General features: G+C 62.3%; 16 protein-coding genes. 5 read left to right on the forward strand and 11 right to left on the reverse strand.

Annotated features, from left to right (window positions below):
- Positions 1-46 precede the first annotated feature (46 nt).
- From purH to C4J88_RS03090, 10 genes are all read right to left on the reverse strand, one after another.
- A complete protein-coding gene (gene purH / locus C4J88_RS03035; protein ID WP_124406185.1) occupies positions 47-1,654 on the reverse strand; it encodes a bifunctional phosphoribosylaminoimidazolecarboxamide formyltransferase/IMP cyclohydrolase in 1,608 nt (535 codons plus the stop codon).
- 81 nt (positions 1,655-1,735) lie between these two features.
- Positions 1,736-2,056, reverse strand: coding sequence for a DNA-binding transcriptional regulator Fis (gene fis / locus C4J88_RS03040; protein ID WP_003221275.1), 321 nt, complete (start codon positions 2,054-2,056; stop codon positions 1,736-1,738).
- Positions 2,053-3,066, reverse strand: coding sequence for a tRNA dihydrouridine synthase DusB (gene dusB / locus C4J88_RS03045; RefSeq protein WP_124406186.1), 1,014 nt, complete (start codon positions 3,064-3,066; stop codon positions 2,053-2,055). The genes fis and dusB overlap by 4 nt, the downstream gene beginning before the upstream one ends.
- Positions 3,067-3,251: 185 nt before the next feature.
- On the reverse strand, positions 3,252-4,466 hold the full coding sequence (locus tag C4J88_RS03055) for a DUF3426 domain-containing protein (RefSeq protein WP_124406187.1): 1,215 nt from the start codon (positions 4,464-4,466) through the stop codon (positions 3,252-3,254).
- 30 nt (positions 4,467-4,496) lie between these two features.
- Positions 4,497-5,375, reverse strand: coding sequence for a 50S ribosomal protein L11 methyltransferase (prmA, locus tag C4J88_RS03060; protein WP_124406188.1), 879 nt, complete (start codon positions 5,373-5,375; stop codon positions 4,497-4,499).
- Positions 5,376-5,650: 275 nt separating this feature from the next.
- Positions 5,651-7,012: an acetyl-CoA carboxylase biotin carboxylase subunit gene (gene accC / locus C4J88_RS03070; RefSeq protein ID WP_124365687.1), complete on the reverse strand. Its 1,362-nt coding sequence runs from the start codon at positions 7,010-7,012 to the stop codon at positions 5,651-5,653.
- A 17-nt stretch (positions 7,013-7,029) separates the two neighbouring features.
- A complete protein-coding gene (gene accB / locus C4J88_RS03075; protein ID WP_012721998.1) occupies positions 7,030-7,491 on the reverse strand; it encodes an acetyl-CoA carboxylase biotin carboxyl carrier protein in 462 nt (153 codons plus the stop codon).
- Between the two features lie 24 nt (positions 7,492-7,515).
- Positions 7,516-7,971 carry a type II 3-dehydroquinate dehydratase gene (gene aroQ, locus C4J88_RS03080; RefSeq protein ID WP_065951442.1) on the reverse strand — a complete coding sequence of 152 codons (456 nt, stop codon included), beginning with the start codon at positions 7,969-7,971 and terminating at the stop codon, positions 7,516-7,518.
- 296 nt (positions 7,972-8,267) lie between these two features.
- Positions 8,268-10,229, reverse strand: a complete 1,962-nt coding sequence (locus tag C4J88_RS03085; RefSeq protein ID WP_124406190.1) for a methyl-accepting chemotaxis protein — start codon at positions 10,227-10,229, stop codon at positions 8,268-8,270.
- 53 nt (positions 10,230-10,282) lie between these two features.
- A complete protein-coding gene (locus tag C4J88_RS03090) occupies positions 10,283-11,953 on the reverse strand; it encodes a PleD family two-component system response regulator (protein WP_124406191.1) in 1,671 nt (556 codons plus the stop codon).
- Positions 11,954-12,250: 297 nt separating this feature from the next.
- Between C4J88_RS03090 and C4J88_RS03095 the strand changes: the two genes are divergently transcribed.
- The 4 genes from C4J88_RS03095 (at position 12,251) to speA (ending at position 16,373) form a co-directional block, all read left to right on the forward strand.
- A complete protein-coding gene (locus C4J88_RS03095) occupies positions 12,251-13,318 on the forward strand; it encodes a DUF2333 family protein (protein WP_124402953.1) in 1,068 nt (355 codons plus the stop codon).
- A gap of 2 nt (positions 13,319-13,320) precedes the next feature.
- On the forward strand, positions 13,321-13,857 hold the full coding sequence (locus C4J88_RS03100; RefSeq protein ID WP_124406192.1) for an NUDIX hydrolase: 537 nt from the start codon (positions 13,321-13,323) through the stop codon (positions 13,855-13,857).
- Positions 13,858-13,945: 88 nt separating this feature from the next.
- Positions 13,946-14,317 (forward strand): translation initiation factor Sui1, encoded by a 372-nt coding sequence (locus C4J88_RS03105; RefSeq protein WP_124365690.1) that lies wholly within the window; start codon positions 13,946-13,948, stop codon positions 14,315-14,317.
- A 142-nt stretch (positions 14,318-14,459) separates the two neighbouring features.
- Positions 14,460-16,373 (forward strand): arginine decarboxylase, encoded by a 1,914-nt coding sequence (gene speA / locus C4J88_RS03110; protein WP_124361102.1) that lies wholly within the window; start codon positions 14,460-14,462, stop codon positions 16,371-16,373.
- Positions 16,374-16,502: 129 nt separating this feature from the next.
- On the opposite strand, the gene C4J88_RS03115 is transcribed toward speA, so the two are convergent.
- On the reverse strand, positions 16,503-17,846 hold the full coding sequence (locus C4J88_RS03115) for an MATE family efflux transporter (protein ID WP_124406193.1): 1,344 nt from the start codon (positions 17,844-17,846) through the stop codon (positions 16,503-16,505).
- A 288-nt stretch (positions 17,847-18,134) separates the two neighbouring features.
- Here C4J88_RS03115 and C4J88_RS03120 point away from each other — a divergent pair, with 288 nt between their 5' ends.
- Complete coding sequence (locus tag C4J88_RS03120; RefSeq protein ID WP_124406194.1) at positions 18,135-23,030, forward strand: alpha-2-macroglobulin; 4,896 nt, start codon at positions 18,135-18,137, stop codon at positions 23,028-23,030.
- Positions 23,031-23,132: the final 102 nt, after the last annotated feature.

Raw genomic sequence — 23,132 nt, forward strand, 5'->3', positions numbered from 1 at the left:
AGAGCGCCACAAGAGGCATTCCCACGCAGAGCGTGGGAACGATCGATCAGTGGCGGAAGTGGCGCATGCCGGTGAACACCATCGCAATGCCAGCTTCGTCGGCAGCAGCGATGACTTCAGCATCACGCATCGAACCGCCCGGTTGGATCACGGCGGTCACACCGGCTTTCGCGGCATTGTCCAGACCATCACGGAACGGGAAGAACGCATCGGAAGCCATCACCGAGCCGGCTACCTGCAAACCGGCGTGTTCGGCCTTGATCGCAGCAATACGTGCCGAGTTCACGCGGCTCATCTGGCCGGCGCCGACACCGATGGTCTGGCGATTCTTGGCGTAGACGATGGCGTTGGACTTAACGTACTTGGCGACTTTCCAGGCGAAGATCAGGTCGTTGATCTCCTGCTCGGTCGGCGCGCGTTTGGTCACGACTTTAAGGTCCTGGCTGCCGATCATACCGATGTCGCGGCTCTGCACCAGCAAACCGCCATTGACACGCTTGTAGTCCCAGGCAGCGGCGCGGTCAGCCGACCATTCGCCGCAGGCCAGCAGACGCACGTTGGCCTTGGCGGCGACGATGGCTCGGGCTTCTTCACTGACGCTTGGCGCAATGATCACTTCGACGAACTGACGCTCGACGATGGCCTTGGCCGTCTCGGCATCCAGTTCACGGTTGAAGGCAATGATGCCGCCGAACGCCGATTCGGTGTCGGTGGCGTAGGCCAGTTCGTACGCCTGGCGGATCCCGCCTTCAGCGTCCGGGCTCACGGCCACGCCGCACGGGTTGGCGTGCTTGACGATCACGCAGGCCGGTTTGACGAAGCTTTTCACGCATTCCAGCGCGGCGTCGGTATCGGCCACGTTGTTGTAGGACAGTTCTTTGCCTTGCAACTGGGTGGCGGTGGCGATGCCCACTTCGGCCGGCTTGGCTTCCACGTAGAACGCCGCGCTCTGGTGCGGGTTCTCGCCGTAGCGCATTTCCTGGGCCTTGATGAACTGGCTGTTGAAGGTGCGTGGGAACTGGCTGCGGCCTTCGGTGCTCAGGACGTCGGCGGCCTGGTTCACGGTGCCCATGTAGTTGGCGATCATGCCGTCGTAGGCGGCGGTGTGTTCGAACGCCTTGAGCATCAGGTCGAAACGCTGGGCGTAGGTCAGGCCACCGGCTTTGAGGCTGTCGAGCACTTGGGTGTAGTCGCTGGCGTTGACCACGATGGCCACGTCTTTGTGGTTCTTGGCGGCCGAGCGAACCATGGTCGGGCCGCCGATATCGATGTTTTCGATGGCGGTCGGCAGGTCGCAGCCTGGCTTGTTGATGGTGGCTTCGAACGGGTAGAGGTTAACCGCCACCAGGTCGATCGGCTTGATGCCGTGCTCGTTCATGATGGCATCGTCGATACCGCGGCGGCCAAGGATGCCGCCGTGGATTTTCGGGTGCAGGGTCTTGACCCGACCGTCCATCATTTCCGCGAAACCGGTGTAGTCCGCGACTTCTACTGCGGCCACGCCGTTGTCCTGCAGCAGTTTGAAGGTCCCGCCCGTGGAGAGGATTTCCACGCCAAGGAGCTGCAAGCTCCGGGCAAATTCGAGGATCCCGGTCTTGTCGGAAACACTGATCAAGGCGCGGCGGATCGGCAGGCGGGTAGTCTGGTCGGTCATCTCAATTTCCATCAAAAGCAAAGGAGTCAGCAAAAAAGGCGACCGTTTTTACGCGGGCGCCTTTCTGGTTTGATTGAATGCTTACAGCAAATCGTATTGCTTGAGCTTTTTGCGCAACGTGCCCCGGTTGAGGCCCAGCAGCTCACTGGCTTTGGTCTGGTTGCCCTTGACGTAGTTCATCACGCTTTCGAGCAGGGGCGCCTCGACTTCGGAGAGCACCAGGTTGTACACGTCCGTGACGGAAGCGCCCTCGAGGTGGGCGAAATAATTGTGCAGCGCCTTCTCGACACTCCCGCGAAGGGTCTGGCCTTCTTCGCTCGGCGTGTTGAGGTGCTGTTTCAAATTGACGTTGTCGCTCACGGGTGCTGTTCCACTCACTAAAGTCTCGGTCATCATCGTCATGCGGCCACCCCTTCTCCATCCCCTGTTCCCAGGCTCTTGTCACGTTCGGCGAAGAACTCACGAACGGTGGCGACCTGTGCCTGCGTTTCATCCAAACGGTTGAACTGAGCGCGAAATTCCCTGGCGCCCGGCAAGGTGGCGAGGTACCAGCCGACATGCTTGCGAGCAATGCGTACGCCCATCACATCCCCATAGAAGGTGTGCAGGGCGGCCAGATGCTCTAGCAGAATACGTTCCACCTCGGTCAGTCCCGGTGCCGGCAACACGTCGCCGGTACGCAGGAAGTGCTCGATCTCGCGGAAAATCCATGGCCGCCCCTGGGCGGCCCGGCCGATCAACACGCCGTCGGCACCGGTTGCGTGCAGCACGCGCCGGGCTTTCTCGGCTGAATCGATATCGCCATTGGCAAATACCGGCATCGACACCGCCTGCTTGATCGCGGCGATGGTGTCGTACTCGGCTTCCCCGGTGTAAAGGTCGGCGCGGGTGCGGCCATGCACCGCCAGCGCTGCAATACCTGCCTGTTCGGCGATCTTCGCCACCGTCAGGCCATTCTTGTTGTCCCGGTCCCAGCCGGTGCGAATCTTCAGGGTCACCGGCACATCGACTGCGGCGACAACGGCCTGCAGGATCTCGGCAACCAACTGCTCATCTTTCAGCAGGGCGGAACCTGCGGCCTTGTTGCAGACCTTCTTGGCCGGGCAGCCCATGTTGATATCAATGATCTGCGCACCCAGCTCCACATTGGCCCGGGCCGCCTCCGCCAGCATCTGCGCATCACCCCCGGCGATCTGCACCGAGCGTGGCTCGGGATCACCTTCGTGGATCATGCGCATCCGCGACTTGCGGGTGTTCCACAAACTCATGTCGCTGGTGACCATTTCAGAGACTACTAGACCCGCGCCCAAACGTTTGCAGAGCTGACGAAAGGGCTGGTCCGTGACGCCCGCCATTGGGGCGAGGATCAAGCCGTTGTGCAATGTATATGGGCCGATGCGTACCGCCGACATAGGACTTCCCTGTTGTGGGGCCGGATCATTAGAGTTCGAAAAAGGGTTGGCATGATACCCGCTCTCGATGACTGGATAAAGGCTGAATTGGATAAAATCTGAACAGTTATTTTTTTATCGCCAGCGGTTTGGTTGACGTCGGCGCAGTCAATAAACCGCCGTCAAACCTCGGTACTGGCGCAGCTTCACTCGGGCGAATGGAAGCTCAGGCTGTAGTTCACCGCTTTGCTGCCGGGGTCAAGGATGTCCAGGGAAATGTGGATCGGTGTCTGCGACGGCATTTCACTGACCCCGGCCAACTCGCCGCTGAGGTACTCGGCGGGCTTGAAGCGCCGACTGGCGATCAGGCCGCCGTTCAAGTCGGCAAAGCGCAGCTCCAGCTGCGGAAAGGGCTGGGAGAAGGTCGCGCGGTTGTAGATGATCGCATCCACCACCAGCGCCCCGGCGAACTCCGGATGGCTGCGCACCACCAGGTTGCTGCTCTTGATGTGGGCGATGTCGACCCGTGATGGCACAGTGCAGCCCAATTTCGGGCACAGTTGCTGGAACCACGGACGGTAGGCGTCCTGGCGGGCCAGTTCGTCGAATTGATAGGCGATGTACTGGCCCGCCAGGCCCGCGGCGGCGAGCAGTACCAGCACGATCCAGGTCAGGCGGCGGCCCAGGCCTGACGGACGCTTCTGCGCATACAGGTGCAGCGGGTCGTCCTCCAGGTCCTGGAACACCTCGTCGACATTGGCCTCGGCACGCGCGCGCTTGCGCCGGGCGTGGGGGCGGTCGTCGGTGGCTTGCGCCGCTGGCGTCAGGGGCGTGAAGGGTGGATCGGGATCGTCGTCCGGGGTCGAGCGCAGTGGCGGTTCGTCGTCGTCGAGATCGTCGCGGTGAAACGACAGGGACGGCTCGGTGCGCTCGCTCGGCTCCGGCTCGGCTTCGGCGGGCAGGACGCGCTCTTGCGGCGGCTCGCTGAACAGGCTGGCGGCCCACTTTTCTTCCTCGGCCTTGACTGTATTGCGGCTGGCGCTGAGGGCATCTTCCTTGTGCCGACGCTCGGCACCGGGCTGGCGGCGGTCCGCGCCGACGGGCTGGGTGTGCTGAATTTCGCGGCGCTCGAGCTTGGCCAGTTCCTCGTCCAGGTCCAGGTTGTCCAGGTCCAGCTCTTGGGCTGTCCACTGTTTCTGGCTGATTGCGCGCGGCGGCTCAGGCGTGGGTTCATCAGCGCCGGACTGTTCAGGTTGCGCTGCCGGCACCTGGGCGCGCTGCTCCAGTAACTGGCGCGCGGCGTTGAACACCTGCAGGCAGGAGCCGCAGCGCACCACGCCACGGGCCACGCTCAATTGAGCGTGGTTGACGCGAAAGCGTGCTTGGCAATGCGGGCACTGGGTGACGAAACTGTCGCTCATGCGGCCATCCGATTCAGACAAGCGCTCATTCTAGCGCCGACGACCGCTGATGCGTACCCAGCCGTCACGGTTGGCGATGGGGTCCAGCTCGAAATCCCTGGCGTAGGCGGCGGCGACCTCTTCACCTTGCTCGGCGAGAATGCCCGACAGTGCCAGGCGCCCGCCAGGCTTGACCAGGCTCGACAACTGCGGCGCCAGCGACACCAACGGCCCGGCGAGGATGTTGGCGACCAGCACATCGGCCTGTACCTGGGGCAAATCCTCAGGCAGATAGAGTGGGAACTTGCCTTCGGGAATGTGGTTGCGCCCGGCGTTATCGCGGGAAGCTTCCAGGGCCTGCACGTCGATATCGGTGCCCACGGCCTGCTTGGCGCCCAGCAGCAGGGCGGCAATGGCCAGGATCCCCGAGCCGCAGCCGAAGTCGAGCACGTTGCAGTCGCTCAGGTCCTGGCCGTCCAGCCATTCCAGGCACAGCGCGGTGGTGGGGTGAGTGCCGGTGCCGAACGCCAGGCCCGGGTCCAGCAGCAGGTTGACGGCATCCGGCTCGGGGGCGGCGTGCCAGCTGGGTACGATCCACAGGCGCTGGCCGAAACGCATGGGCTGGAAGTTGTCCATCCAGCTGCGTTCCCAATCCTGGTCTTCGATCACTTCGCTGTGATGCTCCGGCAGCGGGGTGCCGGTGAGCAATTCCAGATGGGCCAGCACGCTGGCGGCCTCGGTACCGTCTTCGAACAGGGCCAGCAAGTGGGTGTGGGACCACAGCGGGGTGGTGTTGAGTTCCGGTTCGAAGATCGGCTGGTCTTCAGCGTCCATGAAGGTCACCGACACGGCGCCGACTTCGAGGAAAGCGTCTTCGTAGGTTTCGGCTTGTTCTGGGCTGATGGCGAGACGGACTTGCAGCCAAGGCATGGCGGGCACCTTTGAAAAAATGAGTGTGCAGCGGGGATGGGGCTGCGAAAGCGCGCAAGTTTACGCGAGCGAACAGCAGAAGACGACATTACTGACTGAACGCCGACCAAATGTGACGATCGTTCCCACGCTCAGCGTGGGAATGCTGCTCTGGACGCTCCGCGTCCGTGACGCGGAGCGTCACAAGAGGCGTTCCCACGCCGAGCGTGGGAACGATCAATCGGAGTTCCAGAAACAACAAAGCCGCCCGAAGGCGGCTATGTTGGGTGGAGCACTTACTGGTTGGCCAGCTTGTGTTCCAGGTAGTGAATGTTCACACCACCTTCGCAGAAGCCTTCATCACGCACCAGGTCCCGATGCAGCGGGATATTGGTCTTGATGCCGTCGACCACGATTTCGTCCAGGGCGTTGCGCATGCGGGCCATGGCCTCATCGCGGGTAGCGCCCCAGGTGATCAGCTTGCCGATCAGCGAGTCGTAGTTGGACGGAACCTTGTAGCCGCTGTACAGGTGCGAATCCACACGTACGCCGTTGCCGCCGGGCGCGTGGAAATGCTTGACCAGGCCTGGGCTCGGCATAAAGGTTTGCGGGTCTTCGGCGTTGATCCGGCATTCCAGGGAGTGGCCGTGGATCTTCACGTCGTCCTGGGTGAAGGACAGCACGTTGCCGGCGGCGATGCTGAGCATCTCCTTGACGATGTCGATACCGGTGACCATCTCCGACACCGGGTGCTCTACCTGCACGCGAGTGTTCATCTCGATGAAGTAGAAACGGCCGTTCTCGTAGAGGAACTCGAAAGTACCGGCGCCACGGTAGTTGATGTCGATGCACGCCTTGACGCAGCGCGCCAGGACTTCCTGGCGGGCTTTCTCGTCCAGGCCCGGTGCCGGGGCTTCTTCCAGTACCTTCTGGTGACGACGCTGCAGCGAGCAATCGCGGTCGCCCAGGTGGATCGCATGGCCCTGGCCGTCGGACAGTACCTGCACTTCCACGTGACGTGGGTTGGTCAGGTACTTCTCCAGGTAGACCATCGGGTTGCCGAACCAGGCAGCCGCTTCGGAGCGGGTCTGCTTGGCGGCTTCGATCAGTTCTTCTTCCTTGTGCACCACGCGCATGCCGCGACCACCACCGCCACCGGCGGCCTTGATGATCACCGGGTAGCCGACTTCACGGCCAATGCGCAGAGCGGTTTCCTCATCTTCCGGCAGCGGGCCGTCGGAGCCGGGAACGGTAGGCACGCCGGCCGCGATCATGGCGTCCTTGGCCGAGACCTTGTCGCCCATCAGGCGAATGGTTTCGGCTTTCGGGCCGATGAAGGCAAACCCGGATTTTTCCACCTGTTCGGCGAAATCGGCGTTTTCCGCGAGGAAACCGTAGCCTGGGTGAATGCCATCGGCGCCGGTCACTTCGGCGGCAGCGATGATGTTCGAGACTTTCAGGTACGAGTTGGTCGCCAGGGGCGGGCCGATGCAGATGCTCTCGTCCGCCAGTTTCACGTGCATCAATTCGGTATCGGCCGTCGAGTAAACAGCGACGGTCTTGATGCCCTCTTCCTTACAGGCGCGCAGGATACGCAGCGCGATCTCGCCGCGGTTGGCGATCAGGACTTTTTGCAGTTTCTTCGCAGGTTTCAACATCGAAGGCGCTCCGCGGTTCAAACGATGGTGAACAGCGGCTGGTCGTACTCAACCGGCTGACCGTTTTCTACCAGGATGGATTCGATGACGCCGGCTTTTTCAGCCGTGATGTGGTTCATCATCTTCATCGCTTCAACGATGCAGATGGTGTCGCCCACTTTCACGGTCTTGCCCACTTCAACGAAGGCTGGCGAGGTCGGTGCCGGGGTGCGGTAGAAAGTACCGACCATTGGCGACTTGACCACGAAACCGTTCAGCGCAGGGGCTGCTGGCGCCGCAGGCGCGGCGGCGGCTGGAGCGGCTGCAGGTGCGGCAGCGGCCGGAGCCGGCGCTTGCATCTGTGGCGCGTAGAACTGTTGAGCCGGGGTCTTGCTGTGGCGGCTGATCCGTACGGACTCTTCGCCTTCCTTGATTTCCAGCTCGTCGATACCGGATTCTTCCAGCAGTTCGATCAGTTTCTTAACTTTACGGATATCCATGAATCATCAACTCCCAAGGGTCGGTCAGGGGCGTTTAGCCTGTTCTTCAACGTGTTCCAGGGCGGCCTCCAGGGCCAGTCGGTAACCGCTGGCGCCAAGGCCGCAGATCACTCCTACCGCTACATCGGAGAAGTAAGAGTGATGGCGGAAAGCTTCGCGTTTGTGCACGTTCGATAAATGCACTTCGATGAATGGGATGCTCACCGCCAGCAGCGCGTCACGTAATGCAACGCTTGTGTGCGTAAAAGCGGCGGGATTGATCAGAATGAAATCCACGCCTTCGCCACGCGCGGCATGGATGCGATCAATCAATTCATACTCGGCATTGCTTTGCAGGTAGAGCAAATGGTGGCCGGCGACACGGGCCCGCTGTTCCAGATCGAGGTTGATCTGATCCAGGGTCACTGCCCCGTAGACGCCCGGTTCACGGGTGCCGAGCAGGTTCAGGTTGGGTCCGTGAAGAACCAGTAAGGTCGCCATCGGCTGTTCCTTGTTATTGGTGGGGTACGGCAGAACCCGGCGACTATGCCGCAAAGCCTTTGTGACTGTCCAGTTCTATGCAGTAGCCAGCACGATTAGCGAGGATTGCGCGAAATTTGTGACTGTGGCTCAAGATCTGGTCATTGGCAACACTGTTATGAATTCAATGGGGATCCACTGTGGGAGGGGGCTTGCTCCCGATTGCGGTGTGTCAGTTATAAATGCTTCGACTGACCCGCCGCTATCGGGAGCAAGCCCCCTCCCACATTTTGATCTTCACTGGGCGCAAGGTCGGGTCAGACCCGAAAGGCTTTTACAGCCGTATTGAGCTGTCCGCCCAGCACCAGCAGATGCTCGCCCTGGCTGCGTCCCTGGCCGATACGCCGCAGGTTGTCTTCACCCAGTTGGTGAATTCTTTCGCTGTTGTCGCGAATCTCACTCACGGCCCCGCTTTGCTGCGCCGTCACGTCAGCGATGCGTACGGCGGTCGCGGAGATGGTCTGGATCGCCCCGACGATTTCATCCAGCGCGCCATCGGCGGCCTGGGCTTGCTCGGCGGTGGCTTCGGCGTGTTCGACCTGGGCCCGCATGCCTTGTACCGATTGGTGGGCGGCGGTTTGCAGGCCGGCGATCAGGCCCTGGATTTCGGCGGTGGCGCCGGCGGTACGTTGGGCCAGGGAGCGCACTTCATCGGCGACCACGGCAAAACCGCGCCCGGCCTCACCGGCGCGGGCCGCTTCGATCGCCGCGTTGAGCGCCAGCAGGTTGGTCTGCTCGGCGATCGAGCGGATCACCGTGAGTACGCCGCCGATGGTGGCGGACTCTGCGGCGAGTTTCTCGATCATCTGCGCATTTTGCTGCACTTCACCCACCAGGGCATGCAACCCGGCCAGGCTCAAGCCGATTACCCGCTGACCTTGTTCCACGGCGACACCGGCACTGCGACTGGCGCCCGCAGCCTGGCTGGCATCACCCGCCACTTGCTGGATGGTCGCCTCCAGTTCGCCCAGGGAGTCACGAATCTGCGCGGTGTCCCCGGCCTGGCGTTCGGCGCCGTCGTGCAAACCGCTGCTCAGTTCGGCCAGGGTGCGGCTGCTGCCAGCGACTTCTTCGGCATTGCCGCGGATCGTGCCGACGAGGTCCACCAGATAAGCGCGCAGGCGATTCAGCGAGGCTTCGATGTCGCGCAGTTCGCGGTTGGTCCTGCCCAAGGCGATCGGCTGGCTGAAGTTGCCTTCGGCCCAGGTGGACAGCGCCGGGGCGAGGTGGGTCAGCACCCGCGCCAGGCGGCGTTGCAGGGTATCGATCAACAGTGCGATCAGCAGGATCAGGCCAATCATCAGCCCCTGCATCAGGCGCACTTCGCCCTGGATGTTGGCGTGCTGCGCGCGCACCACCGGCTCCAGGCCGGCGATGGCTTGTCGCACGCGGGTGATCTCGATGTGTGTGGCGGCGGCGAGGTCGGTGCGTTGCTGGATCTGTTCGCGGGTGCGCTTGAGTTCGGCGGGGTAGCGGGTCAACAGGCTGTTGAGTTCACGCTTGAGGTCGACGCCGGTGTCCTGGGCTTCGGTTTTTTCAGCGTTTTCCAGGCCCATCAACGCGGAAAAATCGTCGCTGCTGGATTCGGCGCTGGCCTTCACCCCGAGCAAAGGCAGCTGGGCCAACAGGTCGGCCTGGGTACGAATGTTGGCGATTTCACGCTCGACATCATCGGCCAATTCGGCGCGACCGCTGCTCACCAGTTTGTCCCGGGCCAGGGACAGCTTGCCCAGGTGTTGCGAGGCGGCCAGCAGTGGCGGCAGATAGCGCGCCGCGTCCGGGGCATTCACGGCGCTGGCGTACTGGCTCAGTTGCTCCAGGTTCGCCCCCAGCTCGCGTTCGGCCTGCAATAACAGCGCTTGCGGGTCACCGGCCAGTTTACCGGCGGCGAGCAGGTCGGTTTTGCTGAAGGCGTCTAGCTCCGTGAGGCTGGGGCGCAGGTTCTGGGCCAACTCGGGCGGCAGTGAATCGAGCTGCTGCAGCAGGCTTTCCAGGCTCTGGCCGGCGCTGCTCAAGCGCAGGGCATCGCCGCTGGCCAGGTAGTCGTCGATATTGCGTGCGGCCTGGTTCTCGAAGGCCTGGGACAGCCCCAGATAGCGCTCCATCAACAGGTACGGGCGCTCCAGTGCTCGTTGCGACCACCACAGCGTCGCCCCGAGCGCCAGGCACACGGCCACCAATAAAAGGGTATTGAGATTGGTCAGCAGCTTCAGGCGCATGCGTGGTTTCAACCGACAGCAAAAGATAAGTGCCTGAAGTTATTGCGTTTACATTACAAAGTTATGACCGAATCAGTGGATTCCGGTGAAAAGATGGCACTTTGCTTTGATGTGCGAGCGGCTTGCACGCGGTTACGTCCGGCATGCTTGGCGCGGTACAGCGCCTCATCGGCCTGGGCGGCCATCGTCAGGCTGTCGGAACCGTCGCACAGCTCCACCAGCCCGGCGCTGAAGGTGCACCATAAATCCTGGGGTTGGGCCGGGTAGTGGATTTCCGCAAAACGCCCACGAATCTCGTCCAGCACTTTGCAGGCCGAATCGAGGTCGGTGTCGGGCATCACAATGGCGAATTCCTCACCGCCATAGCGGCCGATATAGTCGCTTTTGCGCAAACGCTGCTTGAGAAACAACGCCAGGCTTTTGATCACGCGGTCGCCCATGGGGTGACCGTGGCTGTCGTTGACCCGCTTGAAGTGGTCGATATCGAGCATGGCAAAGCTCAGCGGCTTGTTCTCGCGGCGGGCGCGGAAGCTGCAGTCTTCGAGCAGTTGCAGGATATGCGTGTGGTTGTACAGCCCGGTCAGGCTGTCGCGCACCATCCGCGCTTTCAAATTGCGCGCACGCGCCGCGCGGTTGCGCACGGTGGTGATCAGGTGGCGCGGCTTGATCGGCTTGGTCAGGAAATCGTCACCGCCTTCGCTCATCGCATCCAGCTGTTTGTCCAGATCGTCTTCGGCCGATAGGTAGATGATCGGTACGCTGACATAACGGTCGTTGTGACGAATCACCTTGGCCAGCTCGGTGCCGGTGCAGGCGGGCATGTACATGTCGAGGATGATCAGGTCGGGCTGGAAGTCGGCCAGTTCGGCCATGGCCCGGATCGGCTCGATCAACGTGCGGGTGACGATGCCGGCGCTGTTGAGCAGGCGCTCGGTATGCAACGCCTGGGCGCGGGAGTCGTCAATGATCAGCACTTTATACGGCTCATATTGAGCCACGCAGGTCAGCACTTCGATCTTTTCCAGCAGGCTCGAGGCCTCCAGCGTGCCGGTCAGGAATTCTTCACCGCCGGCGCGCACGGCGGCCAGGCGGGTCGGGGTGTCGGTTTCATGCAGGCTGAAAAACAGCAGCGGCAGCTTTTGCTCCAGGCCTTCCTGGGCTTCGGCAGCCAGTTTCAGGCCCAGGCCGGTGCCGCAGAAATCCACGTCCATCACGATGGCCGACGGCAGGCGCTCGGCCATGGCGGCGCGAAAGGCTGCGACGCTGTCCAGGGACTGGGCGCTCATGCCGAAGAATTCCAACTGCTTGGCCAGGCGCTCGGCGCGGTTATGGTCGGCCAGCATCACGTAGATCGGCTTGCGCATCGGCGGCAGCAGGGTTTGTTCCAGCTGATCGCCCTGGCGCAACCCGGTGCGCGATAAGCGCTGCATCAAGCGATTGAGCTCGGTGATCAATTGGCTGCTCAAGCGCCCGCGGTTTTCATCCACCGCCTTGAGGGACTCGCCAATGTGCTGGGCCAGTTGGCGGTGTTCGGGCTGTTCGAAGCGCTCGGCAAAGCGCTGCAGGCGCAGATTGGCTTCATTGAGCTCGGAGAAATCCGCGTTGGACCATTCGCTACGCTGCAGGCGCTGCCAGATCTCAAGGATTTGACGTGCCTGATGAATTACCCGCTGGGCAAAGTGCTGCTTGAGACGCTCGCGGCTGGGGTCTTCTGACTCGGTCATATCCTGACTACTGTGCGGGTGCATGCTGAGGTCGACTGATGGCTCTATGCTAGCATCTCTTTTCTGACGAATGAGTGTCATACGTCAATTAAGTAGGTGTCTGCGGTATTCATTTTTTGACCTCGTGGTCGCGCTGTGTAAAAAGTGTGCATCCTTTATAGTCCAACCTTCGGTATGCGCCAATTTGGTTTAAAAGCCCGCACCGATGGGCACGATGGGGTAGGGTTGTGGTCGGAATGTTTGACCGCACCCGGACAATTGATGTGCATGAACTCAAGTGATTGAAAGGATATCGCCATGCTGGACTGGAAAAACCGCGAAGGCAGTGCCAAAGGCCCCGCCCCTGAGCCCAAGTCGGCCAATCGCAGCTACGTTCGCAACCTGCTGATGAGCCGCGCCTTGCTCAGCGTGATCTGCTTGTACTTGCTGGTCACCGGTGGCCTGGGTTGGTATTGGAGTCAGGAACCCGCGTTGTTCCCGGTCCAGCAAAACGCCCAGCTGGCCGCCGAGAAGGAAGGCAAGCAGATGGTGATCGGCTATACCACCGTCGAGACCCTGAAAAGTGTGGTCGGCACCCTGCTGAACAAGCCAGGTGGCTACATTTCCAACGACCGTTTCCCGCCAGGCCTGTGGATGGACAACATGCCCAGCTGGGAGTACGGCGTGCTGGTGCAGGTGCGTGACCTGACCCGTGCCCTGCGCAAGGACTTCGCCCGTTCCCAGTCGCAGTCGGCTGAAGACGCTGACCTGGCCAAGGCCGAGCCGCGTTTCAACTTCGACAACAAGAGCTGGGTGCTGCCGTCCAGCGAGTCGGAATACCAGGAAGGCATCAACTCCCTGAACCGCTATGAAGCACGCCTGTCCGACCCGAACCAGAAGGGCGCGCTGTTCTATTCCCGCGCCGACAACCTGAACAACTGGCTGGGCGATGTCGCCACCCGCCTGGGTTCGCTGTCGCAACGCCTGTCGGCCAGCGTGGGCCGGGTCAAGCTGAACACCGCGCTGAAAACCGAAGCGCTGGCGCCGGGTGAAGTGCCGCAGGTCGATGAGGAAGTGGTGGAAACCCCCTGGATGCAGATCGACAACGTGTTCTACGAGGCCCGTGGCCAGGCGTGGGCACTTTCCCACCTGCTGCGCGCCATTGAAGTCGATTTTGCCGACGTGCTGGCCAAGAAAAACGCCACCGTCAGCGTGCGCCAGATCATTCGTGAGCTGGAGGCCTCGCAGGAACCGGTGTGGAGTCCGATGATTCTCAATGGCAGTGGTTTCGGGGTACTGGCGAACCATTCGCTGGTAATGGCCAACTACATTTCCCGGGCCAACGCTGCAGTGATCGACTTGCGTCAGCTCCTCAACCAGGGTTGATGATGGACGCTACTCAAAGGGAGGCCGCCCACCGCGAGGCCTCCGACGCTGAATTGATCTGCTGGGTCGACGAGCAGGACAACCTGCTCGGCCACCTGGTCAGGTCCGACCTTCGCCGGCGTGGCTTGATCGGCCGTTGCACCTTCATATTCCTGTTCAATACCAAGGGTGAGTTGTGCGTCCATCGGCGCACCCTGAGCAAAGCACTGTACCCCGGGTTCTGGGACACGGCTGCGGGCGGGATGGTCGCGGCAGGGGAAACCTATGCCGATTCGGCGGCCCGTGAGCTTGCAGAAGAACTCGGCGTCAGCGGCGTGGAATTGGCCGAACATGACCATTTCTATTTCGAAGACGGCGACAGCAGGCTTTGGTGCACCTCCTACTCTGCGGTATGGGACGGGCCACTGTGCCTGCAGCCCGAAGAAGTCATGGAAGCGCGCTTCCTGCCGATTGAAACGGTGTTGAGCGAGGCGAAACACAAGTCTTACTGCCCGGACGCTCAAGAGGGCCTGCGGCGCTATATGGCGTTGCGTCGCTAAAGTTGCATGAAATGGCGCCATTTGGCCCTTAGCAACTTGGCTTTTTGCCGTTACACTGCGCCACTTTTCATCCCCTAGAGGATTGCCGGTGGCCAAGAAAGCCGCATCCTTCGCCGCCCTGGGTGGCCTGGTATTTTCCACCGACGCAGGTCGACACTGCCCGGACTGTCGTCAGCCCGTGGACTCGTGCACCTGCAAACACACCCTGATTCCCGAAGGCGACGGCATTGCCCGCGTACGCCGCGAGAGCAAAGGCCGTGGCGGCAAGACGGTGACCACCATCACCGGCGTGCCGCTGGCCGAAGAGGCGCTCAAGGAGCTTGCCACCGCGCTGAAAAAGCGCTGCGGCACCGGTGGCGCGTTGAAAGACGGGGTCATCGAAATCCAGGGCGATCACGTCGAACTGCTGTTGGCCGAGTTGATCAAGCTCGGTTACAAGGCCAAGAAGTCCGGCGGCTGAAAGCCTCTTCCCAACCTGTGTCTAAACTCTGTCCTGCAAGCGAGGTCTACCTCCCTCACAGGCAAATCGTCATTTTCATTCTTTAGACTGCGCCAGCCTCCGCTTGAGGTGGCGCCTTCGCCTTCATTTATAGGGGACTTCGATGTCCGTACGACGCACACGCAAAGACGATGGCAGCCAATGGACAGTTGCGGACAGCCGTAGCGTTTATGGGATTCGCCATTGGGGGGCCGGTTATTTCGCGATCAATGAAGCCGGTCGCGTAGAAGTCCGTCCGAACGGTCCGAACAGCACGCCCGTCGATCTGTACGAGCAAGTCGACGCGTTGCGCAAAAGCGGCCTGTCGTTGCCGCTGCTGGTGCGCTTCCCCGATATCCTGCAAGACCGTGTCCGCCAGCTCACCGGTGCCTTCGATTCGAACATTGAGCGCCTGGAATACCAGAGCCAATACACCGCGCTGTATCCGATCAAGGTGAACCAGCAGGAAGCGGTGATCGAGAACATCATCGCCACCCAGAACGTCTCCATCGGCCTGGAAGCCGGCTCCAAGCCTGAGCTGCTGGCCGTATTGGCCCTGGCGCCGAAGGGCGGCACCATCGTCTGCAACGGTTACAAGGACCGTGAGTTCATCCGCCTGGCGCTGATGGGCCAGAAACTCGGCCACAACGTGTTTATCGTGATCGAGAAAGAATCCGAAGTGGGGCTGGTGATCGAAGAGGCTGCCAGCCTCAAGGTCAAGCCGCAGGTTGGTTTGCGTGTGCGCCTGTCGTCGCTGGCTTCGAGCAAGTGGGCTGACACCGGCGGTGAAAAGTCCAAGTTCGGGTTGTCGGCGGCGCAACTGCTGTCGGTGGTCGAGCGTTTCCGCGCGGCCGGCCTTGACCAGGGCATCCGCCTGCTGCACTTCCACATGGGCTCGCAGATTGCCAACCTGGCCGACTACCAGCACGGGTTCAAGGAAGCCATTCGTTACTACGGCGAACTGCGCAACCTCGGCCTGCCGGTGGACCACATCGACGTCGGCGGTGGCCTGGGCGTGGACTACGACGGTACCCACTCGCGTAACGCCAGTTCGATCAACTACGACATGGACGACTACGCCGGCGTGGTGGTGGGCATGCTCAAGGAATTCTGCGACGCGCAGAGCCTGCCGCACCCGCACATCTTCTCCGAAAGCGGCCGTTCCCTGACCGCCCACCACGCCATGCTGGTGGTGCAGGTGACCGACGTCGAGAAACACAACGACGAAATCCCGACCATCGAGAACAAGGAAAGCCTGCCGGAAACCGTGCAATGGCTGGTGGACCTGCTCGGCCCGACCGATATCGAGATGGTCACCGAAACCTACTGGCGCGCCACCCACTACATGAGCGACGTGGCCACCCAGTATGCCGACGGCAAACTGACCCTGGCCGAGAAAGCCCTGGCCGAACAGTGCTACTTCGCCGTGTGCCGCCGCCTGCACAACTCGCTCAAGGCGCGCCAGCGCTCGCACCGCCAGGTGCTGGACGAACTCAACGACAAGTTGGCCGACAAGTACATCTGCAACTTCTCGGTGTTCCAGAGCCTGCCGGACACCTGGGCCATCGGCCAGGTATTGCCGATCCTGCCGCTGCATCGCCTGGACGAAGAGCCGCTGCGCCGCGCCGTGCTGCAAGACCTGACCTGCGACTCCGACGGCAAGATCAAGCAGTACGTCGACGAGCAGAGCATCGAGACCAGCCTGCCGGTGCATGCCCTGAACGAGGGCGAAGACTACCTGCTGGGTATTTTCCTGGTGGGGGCTTACCAGGAAATCCTCGGTGACATGCACAACCTGTTCGGCGACACCGACTCGGTGAACATCTACCAGCGTGAAGACGGTTCGGTGTACAGCGCCGGTATCGAGACCCACGACACCATCGAAGACATGCTGCGCTATGTGCACTTGTCGCCGGAAGAGTTGATGACGCATTACCGTGACAAATGCGCGAGCGCGAAGATCTCCGCGTCGGAGCGCACCCAGTTCCTGGATGCGCTGCGCCTGGGCCTGACCCGTTCTTCGTACCTGTCCTCGTAATAGCAACTGATACAGCTCTAAAAATGTGGGAGGGGGCTTGCCCCCGATAGCAGTGGATCAGTCAGAACATTAGTGGCTGACACACCGCAATCGGGAGCAAGCCCCCTCCCACATTTGGATCGGGTTTCTTCAGCTGGCGCCCAGCCACAGGCCCTGCCGATTCAACCGCCACGCAATCGCCCACAGGGTTAGACTGCGCACCGCCATGAACACCAGGAAGGTTATCCACAACCCGTGGTTGCCCAGCCCCTGCAGTGCCCAGGCGACCGGCAGCACCAAGAGCACCGTCAGCAACATCCCATTGCGCATTTCCCGCGCCCGCGTTGCGCCGATAAACAGCCCATCCAGTAAATAACTCCACACCGCAATCAACGGCAATACCGCGAGGTAGGGCAGGTATATATCGGCGGTTTCGCGCACGCTGGGGATATCGGTCTGCATGGCGATAAACACATGGCCGCCGAAGGTAAAGAGCAATGCGAAGCCCAGGCTGGCGATCAATGACCAGCCACAGGCCACCACCAATGAACGTCTCAACGCCTGGCGATCATGCGCACCGATGGCGTGGCCGCACAGGGCTTCCACCGCGTGGGCCAGGCCGTCCAAAGCGTGAGCGGTCAGCAGCAGGCCGTTGAGCAACAGCGCATTGGCCGCCACGGTGGCATCGCCCAGGCGCGCGCCTTGTACCGTGATCATGAAAAACACCGACTGCAACGCCAGGCTGCGGATAAAGATGTCGCGGTTCACCGCCAGCAGCGGGCGCCAGCTTTCCCACAGTTTCAATGCGCCCCAGGCGATATGCCCGGGGTAGGCGCGCAGGGCTTTTTGCGTGAGGGCCAGGCCGAGCAGGGCGCCGGTCCACTCGGCGATCACCGAGGCGCGGGCCGAACCGACCACGCCCCAGTCCAGGCCGAGTACGAACCACAGGTTCAGCGCGATATTGACCAGGTTGGTGGTCAGCAGAATCGCCAGCGGCGCACGGGCGTTCTGGGTGCCGAGGAACCAGCCGACCAGCGCATAAGTGGCCAGTGCCGCAGGCAAACCGAACAGGCGCGTATGGAAGAATTCACGGGTCAGTTGGTTCAGTTCGGCGGAGGGCTGCATCCACTCCAGGGCCAGGTGGCTCAGCGGAATGCCGACGGTTCCCAGCAACATCGCCAACCCCAGCGCCAGCAACAAACCCTGCAGCAGGATCTGGCGCAAGGCCGCGCCGTCATTACGCCCGGCGGCCTGGGCGGCGAAGCCGGTGGAGCCCATGCGCAGGAAACCCATGGCCCAGGCGAGGAAGGTATACAGGCTGGCCCCGACGGCCACGGCGCCCAGTTGGTGAGCGTGGGGCAGGTGGCCGATGACCATGCTGTCGACCAGGGCTACCAGCGGCACGGAGATATTCGACAGGATCATCGGCGCGGCCAGGGCCCAGACACGGCGATGGGTGGGGCGGTGGCGCCAGTCGGCGAGCAGGGTGGTCATGAAGGCTCCTTCGAAGGTGGCGCATTGTAACCGTCCACCCGCCACACCGCAGAACCAATGTGGGAGGGGGCTTGCTCCCGATGGCGGTGTGTCAGTGGTTGACTCCAGTTCTGACCCACCGCTATCGGGAGCAAGCCCCCTCCCACATTTCGATCCCCGATGGCTGTGGCATCGGGCTTGGATTCAGGCCCGCTCACCCCTCTGTCGGTCAATGTGATCGCCGCCACAGCGGCCTGGCTTGCGCTGATATATAGTTCACCCCCGGTTTCCTCTGACGACGAGTGCCCCATGCTTAACAAAGGATTGTTCCTGGCCTGCGCGCTGGCCCTGCTGAGCGCCTGCGATTCTTCCGATAAACCGTCTGCGCCCTCCGCCCCGGCGGCGAGCGTGGCGCCCAAGCCGGCCAAGGCGGCGGTGGATGTGGCGGCGTTGAAGCAGCGCTACGCCGGGCGCGAGTTGAGCGTGGTGGACGTATCCGAGGTGCAGTTGGATGGGGCCAGCACCTTGTCGGTGAGTTTCTCCATTCCCCTGGACCCGGATCAGAAGTTCGCCGACAAAGTCCATCTGGTGGACAGCAAGTCAGGCAAGGTCGATGGCGCCTGGGAACTCTCGGACAACCTGATGGAATTGCGCCTGCGTCACCTGGAGCCGCAGCGCAAGCTGGTGCTTACGGTGGATCCGGGTATCAAAGCGGTGAATAACAACCTGCTGCCCGCCGAGTACAGCGCCCGCCTGGAAACCCGTGACCTGCAGGCCACCGTCGGCTTTGCCAGCCGCGGCACGTTGTTGCCCACGCGCCTGGCCGAAGGCTTGCCGGTAATCGCGCTGAACGTCGACAAGATTGACGTCGAATTCTTCCGCATCAAGCCCGAGTCCCTGCCGTCGTTCCTGGCGCAGTGGGGGCGCAATACCAGCCTGCAAAGTTACGAGTCGCGCGAATTGCTGCCGATGGCCGATCTGGTCTACGGCGGGCGTTTCGACTTGAACCCGGCGCGCAATACCCGGGAAACCCTGTTGCTGCCGATCGCCGGCCTCAAGCAATTGCAGCAGCCCGGAGTGTACCTGGCGGTGATGCGCGCCTCAGGCACCTACAACTATTCGCAACCGGCCACGTTGTTCACCTTGAGCGATATCGGCCTGTCGGTGCACCGCTACGCCAATCGCCTGGATGTGTTTACCCAGGCGCTGGAAGGTGGCAAGGCGCTGAACGGCGTCGAGCTGGAAATTCTCGATGCCGAAGGCCGTGTGCTCGGCCAGGGCAAGACCGAAGACGGTGGCCACGCCGAGTTGCCGCTGCCGAAAAAAGCCCAGGTGCTGCTGGCCAAACAAGGCGAACAGACCAGCTTATTGCGCCTCGACAGCGCGGCGCTGGACCTGGCCGAGTTCGATATTGCTGGCCAGCCGTCCCATCCGCTGCAGTTTTTTGTGTTCGGTCCGCGTGATTTGTACCGTCCCGGTGAAACCGTGCTGCTCAACGCGCTGTTGCGTGACAAGGACGGCAACGCCGTCAAGCCGCAACCGGTAAGCGTCGAAGTGCGTCGCCCGGATGAGCAGGTCAGCCGCAAGTTCGTGTGGGACGCCGACGCTTCCGGCCTCTATCAATACGCGCTGCAACTGGCCGGCGAAGCGCCGACCGGGCGGTGGCAGTTGGTGTTCGACCTGGGCGATGGCAAACCGCAGTTGTATGAATTCCTCGTCGAAGACTTCCTGCCCGAGCGCCTGGCGCTGGAACTCAAGGGCAGCGACACCGCGCTGAGCCCGGCGGATGACCCGGTCATCCAGGTCAACGGCCGTTATCTGTACGGCGCGCCGGCTTCGGGCAACCGGGTCAGCGGGCAGGTTTATGTGCGCCCGTTGCGTGAGGCGGTCAAAGCCCTGCCGGGCTTCCAGTTCGGTTCGGTCACCGAAGAAGAGCTGAGCCAGGATTTCGAACTGGACGAAAGCACGCTCGACGCCAAGGGCCAGGAAGAACTGACCCTGGAAAGCAAATGGGCCGAGGCCAAGTCGCCGCTGCAACTGATCGTGCAAGCCAGCCTGCAAGAGTCGGGCGGCCGGCCGATCACCCGGCGCCTGGTACAGCCGATCTGGCCGGCCGAGCAGTTGCCGGGCCTGCGCGGGCTGTTTGACGGCACTGAAACCAACGGCGACGGCCCGGCGGAATTTGAAGTCGTGGTGGCTAACCAGGACGGGCAGAAACTCGCCGCGCAGAACCTCAAGGTGCGTCTGGTGCGTGAGCGCCGCGACTACTACTGGAACTACTCCGACAACGATGGCTGGAGCTATCACTACAACGAGAAATTCCTCAACCTCGACGAACAGACCCTCGACATCAAGGCTGGAGATACCGCGAAGGTCAGCTTCCAGGTGGAGTGGGGCCCTTACCGCGTCGAGGTCGAAGACCCGCAGACCGGCTTGATCAGCAGCCTGCGCTTCTGGGCCGGCTATCAGGCCCAGGACAACACCGAAGGCGGCGCCGTGCGCCCCGACCAGGTCAAACTGGCGCTGGATAAACCCGCCTATGGCGATGGCGACACCGCCAATGTCACCGTCACCCCGCCGGCTGCCGGCAAAGGCTACCTGTTGGTGGAGTCTGCCGAGGGGCCGCTGTGGTGGCAGGAAATCGACGTGCCGGCCGAAGGCAAGAGCTTCGCCGTGAAGCTCGACCCGAAATGGTCGCGGCATGATCTGTACGTGAGCGCACTGGTGATCCGCCCTGGCGAGCGCAAAGCCAATATCACCCCCAAACGCGCGGTGGGCCTGCTGCACCTGCCGTTGGATCGTACCCAGCGCAAGCTGGGCCTCACGCTGACCGCGCCGGAAAAAATGCGCCCCAAACAGCCGCTGACGGTGAAGATCGCCGCCAGGAATGCCGACGGCAGTGTGCCCAAGCAGGTGCATGTGCTGGTGGCCGCGGTGGACGTGGGCATTCTCAATATCACCGAATACCCCACACCCGATCCGTACGCCAGCCTGTTCGGCCGCAAGGCCTACGGCGTGGACCAGTTCGACATCTACGGCCAGTTGATCGAAGCCGGGCAGGGCCGCCTGGCCAGCCTGGCGTTCGGTGGCGATGCGGCACTGGCCAAGGGTGGCAAGCGCCCGGACACCAGCGTGACCATCGTCGCCCTGCAAAGCGCGCCGGTCACCCTCAACGAAAAGGGCGAGGGTGAAGTCAGCGTCAATATTCCGGATTTCAACGGTGAACTGCGCCTGATGGCCCAGGCCTGGAGCGATGATCGCTATGGCATGGCCGAAGCCAAGACGGTCATCGCCGCGCCGCTGATCGCCGAGCTGTCGGCGCCGCGCTTCCTGGCCGGGGGTGACCAGACCACCCTGGCGCTGGACCTGTCCAACCTCTCGGGCAAGGCGCAGAAGCTTGACGTGCAACTGAGTGCCGAAGGGCAGTTGGAGTTGGTCAACACTGGCGCGCAAACCGTCGAACTCAAGCAAGGCCAGCGCACCACCCTGCGTATCCCGGTAAAAGCCTGGGGCGGTCTGGGGCAAGGCAAAGTTAAGGTCACGGTCAATGGCCTGGACCTGCCCGGTGAAACCCTGCCGCCGTTCAGCCGTGAATGGACCCTGGGCGTGCGCCCTGCTTACCCGGCGTTGCTCAAGCATTACCGCGCAGTGCTCAAGGACCAGCCGTGGAGCTTGCCGGCAGGCACCCTGGAGCAGTTCGACAGCTCTGGACGCGAGGCGTTGTTGAGCCTGTCCAGCCGGCCGCCGTTGAACCTCGGCGCGCAGATCAGTGCGCTCAAGGCTTACCCCTACGGCTGCCTGGAACAAACCGCCAGCGGTCTGTACCCCTCGCTCTATGCCGACGACGCGCTGCTCAAACGCCTGAGTATCAAGGGCGAGCCGGATGCCGAGCGTAAACGCAAGATCGAGCTGGGCATCGAACGCCTGTTGGGCATGCAGCGCTACAACGGCAGCTTCGGTTTGTGGGGCGCGGACGGCGAGGAAGAATATTGGCTGACCGCCTACGTCACCGACTTCCTGCTGCGCGCCCGCGACCAGGGTTTTGCCGTACCGGCCGAGGCGCTGAAGAAAGCCAGTGAGCGTCTGCTGCGCTACGTGCAGGAGCGCAACCTGATCGAAGTCGACTACAGCGACAACGCCGACCACACCCGTTTCGCCGTGCAGGCCTACGCCGGCATGGTCCTGGCGCGCAGTCAGCAGGCGCCGCTGGGGGCCTTGCGCAGCATCTTCGAACGCCGCAGTGATGCGCGTTCCGGCTTGCCGCTGGTGCAGCTGGCCATCGCCCTGCAGAAAATGGGCGACCAGCCGCGTGCGGACCAGGCGTTGCTCGCGGGCCTGGCGGCGCAGCGCAGCGCCAAGGAATGGTTGGCCGACTACGGCAGCCCATTGCGCGACCAGGCGATGATCCTGGCCTTGCTGGAAGAAAATGACCTGGCCAAGGGCAAGCGCGAGGAACGTTTGTTTACCCTGGCGGACCAGTTGGCGGCCAGCCCGTATCTGTCGACCCAGGAGCGTAACTCACTGTTCCTCGCTGGGCGCCTTGGGCTCGCCCAGCCAGAGGCGAGCTGGCAGGTGTCGCTGACCGGCAGTGGCGCGGTGCGCGAACTGAACAATCAGCAATCGACGCTGCAACTGGATGACAAGCTGCTGTCCAGCGACTTGACCCTGAGTAACCAGGGCGAAACGCCGGTGTATCAGCAACTGACCCTTTCCGGTTATCCACAAGTGCCACCGGCAGCGGGCGGCGAGAATCTGAGCATCCGTCGCGAATACCTGGGCATGAACGGCCAGCCGCTGAACCTGCACAGCCTCAACAGCGGTGATTTGGTGTTGGTGCACTTGGCGGTCAGCGCCAAACAACGGGTGCCGGACGCCCTGGTGGTCGACCTGCTGCCCGCCGGCCTGGAACTGGAAAACCAGAACCTGGCGCAGAGCGCGGCCAGCCTGGAGAACGCCAGCAGTCAGGTGAAGGAGTGGCGCGAATCGATGCAGAACGCCTCGCTCAAGCATCAGGAGTTTCGTGATGACCGTTATGTGGCGGCGATGAACCTGGATGGCTATGGGACGACGCACTTGCTCTATCTGGCGCGGGCTGTAACGCCGGGCACCTACCGCGTGCCGCCGCCGCAGGTGGAGTCGATGTACCGGCCGAACTGGCAGGCGGTGGGCGAAACCCCGGCAGATATGGTGATCAAGGGACGCTGATCGCTGAAGTTGAAATGGGGACTATTGTGGGAGGGGGCTTGCTCCCGATAGCGGTGTTTCAGTCAATGTATCCGGCAACTGACCCACCGCTATCGGGAGCAA

This window comes from Pseudomonas sp. R4-39-08 (assembly GCF_003852275.1).
Lineage (GTDB): Bacteria > Pseudomonadota > Gammaproteobacteria > Pseudomonadales > Pseudomonadaceae > Aquipseudomonas.

What these genes read in the sequence shown, in the direction of transcription:
- prmA (WP_124406188.1), bottom strand. Translation starts at nt 5,375, where the DNA reads ATGCCTTGGCTGCAAGTCCGTCTCGCCATCAGCCCAGAACAAGCCGAA.
- C4J88_RS03100 (WP_124406192.1), top strand. Translation starts at nt 13,321, where the DNA reads ATGGACGCTACTCAAAGGGAGGCCGCCCACCGCGAGGCCTCCGACGCT.
- dusB (WP_124406186.1), bottom strand. Translation starts at nt 3,066, where the DNA reads ATGTCGGCGGTACGCATCGGCCCATATACATTGCACAACGGCTTGATC.
- accC (WP_124365687.1), bottom strand. Translation starts at nt 7,012, where the DNA reads ATGTTGAAACCTGCGAAGAAACTGCAAAAAGTCCTGATCGCCAACCGC.
- aroQ (WP_065951442.1), bottom strand. Translation starts at nt 7,971, where the DNA reads ATGGCGACCTTACTGGTTCTTCACGGACCCAACCTGAACCTGCTCGGC.
- C4J88_RS03055 (WP_124406187.1), bottom strand. Translation starts at nt 4,466, where the DNA reads ATGAGCGACAGTTTCGTCACCCAGTGCCCGCATTGCCAAGCACGCTTT.
- C4J88_RS03120 (WP_124406194.1), top strand. Translation starts at nt 18,135, where the DNA reads ATGCTTAACAAAGGATTGTTCCTGGCCTGCGCGCTGGCCCTGCTGAGC.
- C4J88_RS03090 (WP_124406191.1), bottom strand. Translation starts at nt 11,953, where the DNA reads ATGACCGAGTCAGAAGACCCCAGCCGCGAGCGTCTCAAGCAGCACTTT.
- C4J88_RS03115 (WP_124406193.1), bottom strand. Translation starts at nt 17,846, where the DNA reads ATGACCACCCTGCTCGCCGACTGGCGCCACCGCCCCACCCATCGCCGT.
- C4J88_RS03085 (WP_124406190.1), bottom strand. Translation starts at nt 10,229, where the DNA reads ATGCGCCTGAAGCTGCTGACCAATCTCAATACCCTTTTATTGGTGGCC.
- purH (WP_124406185.1), bottom strand. Translation starts at nt 1,654, where the DNA reads ATGACCGACCAGACTACCCGCCTGCCGATCCGCCGCGCCTTGATCAGT.
- accB (WP_012721998.1), bottom strand. Translation starts at nt 7,491, where the DNA reads ATGGATATCCGTAAAGTTAAGAAACTGATCGAACTGCTGGAAGAATCC.
- C4J88_RS03095 (WP_124402953.1), top strand. Translation starts at nt 12,251, where the DNA reads ATGCTGGACTGGAAAAACCGCGAAGGCAGTGCCAAAGGCCCCGCCCCT.
- speA (WP_124361102.1), top strand. Translation starts at nt 14,460, where the DNA reads ATGTCCGTACGACGCACACGCAAAGACGATGGCAGCCAATGGACAGTT.
- fis (WP_003221275.1), bottom strand. Translation starts at nt 2,056, where the DNA reads ATGACGATGATGACCGAGACTTTAGTGAGTGGAACAGCACCCGTGAGC.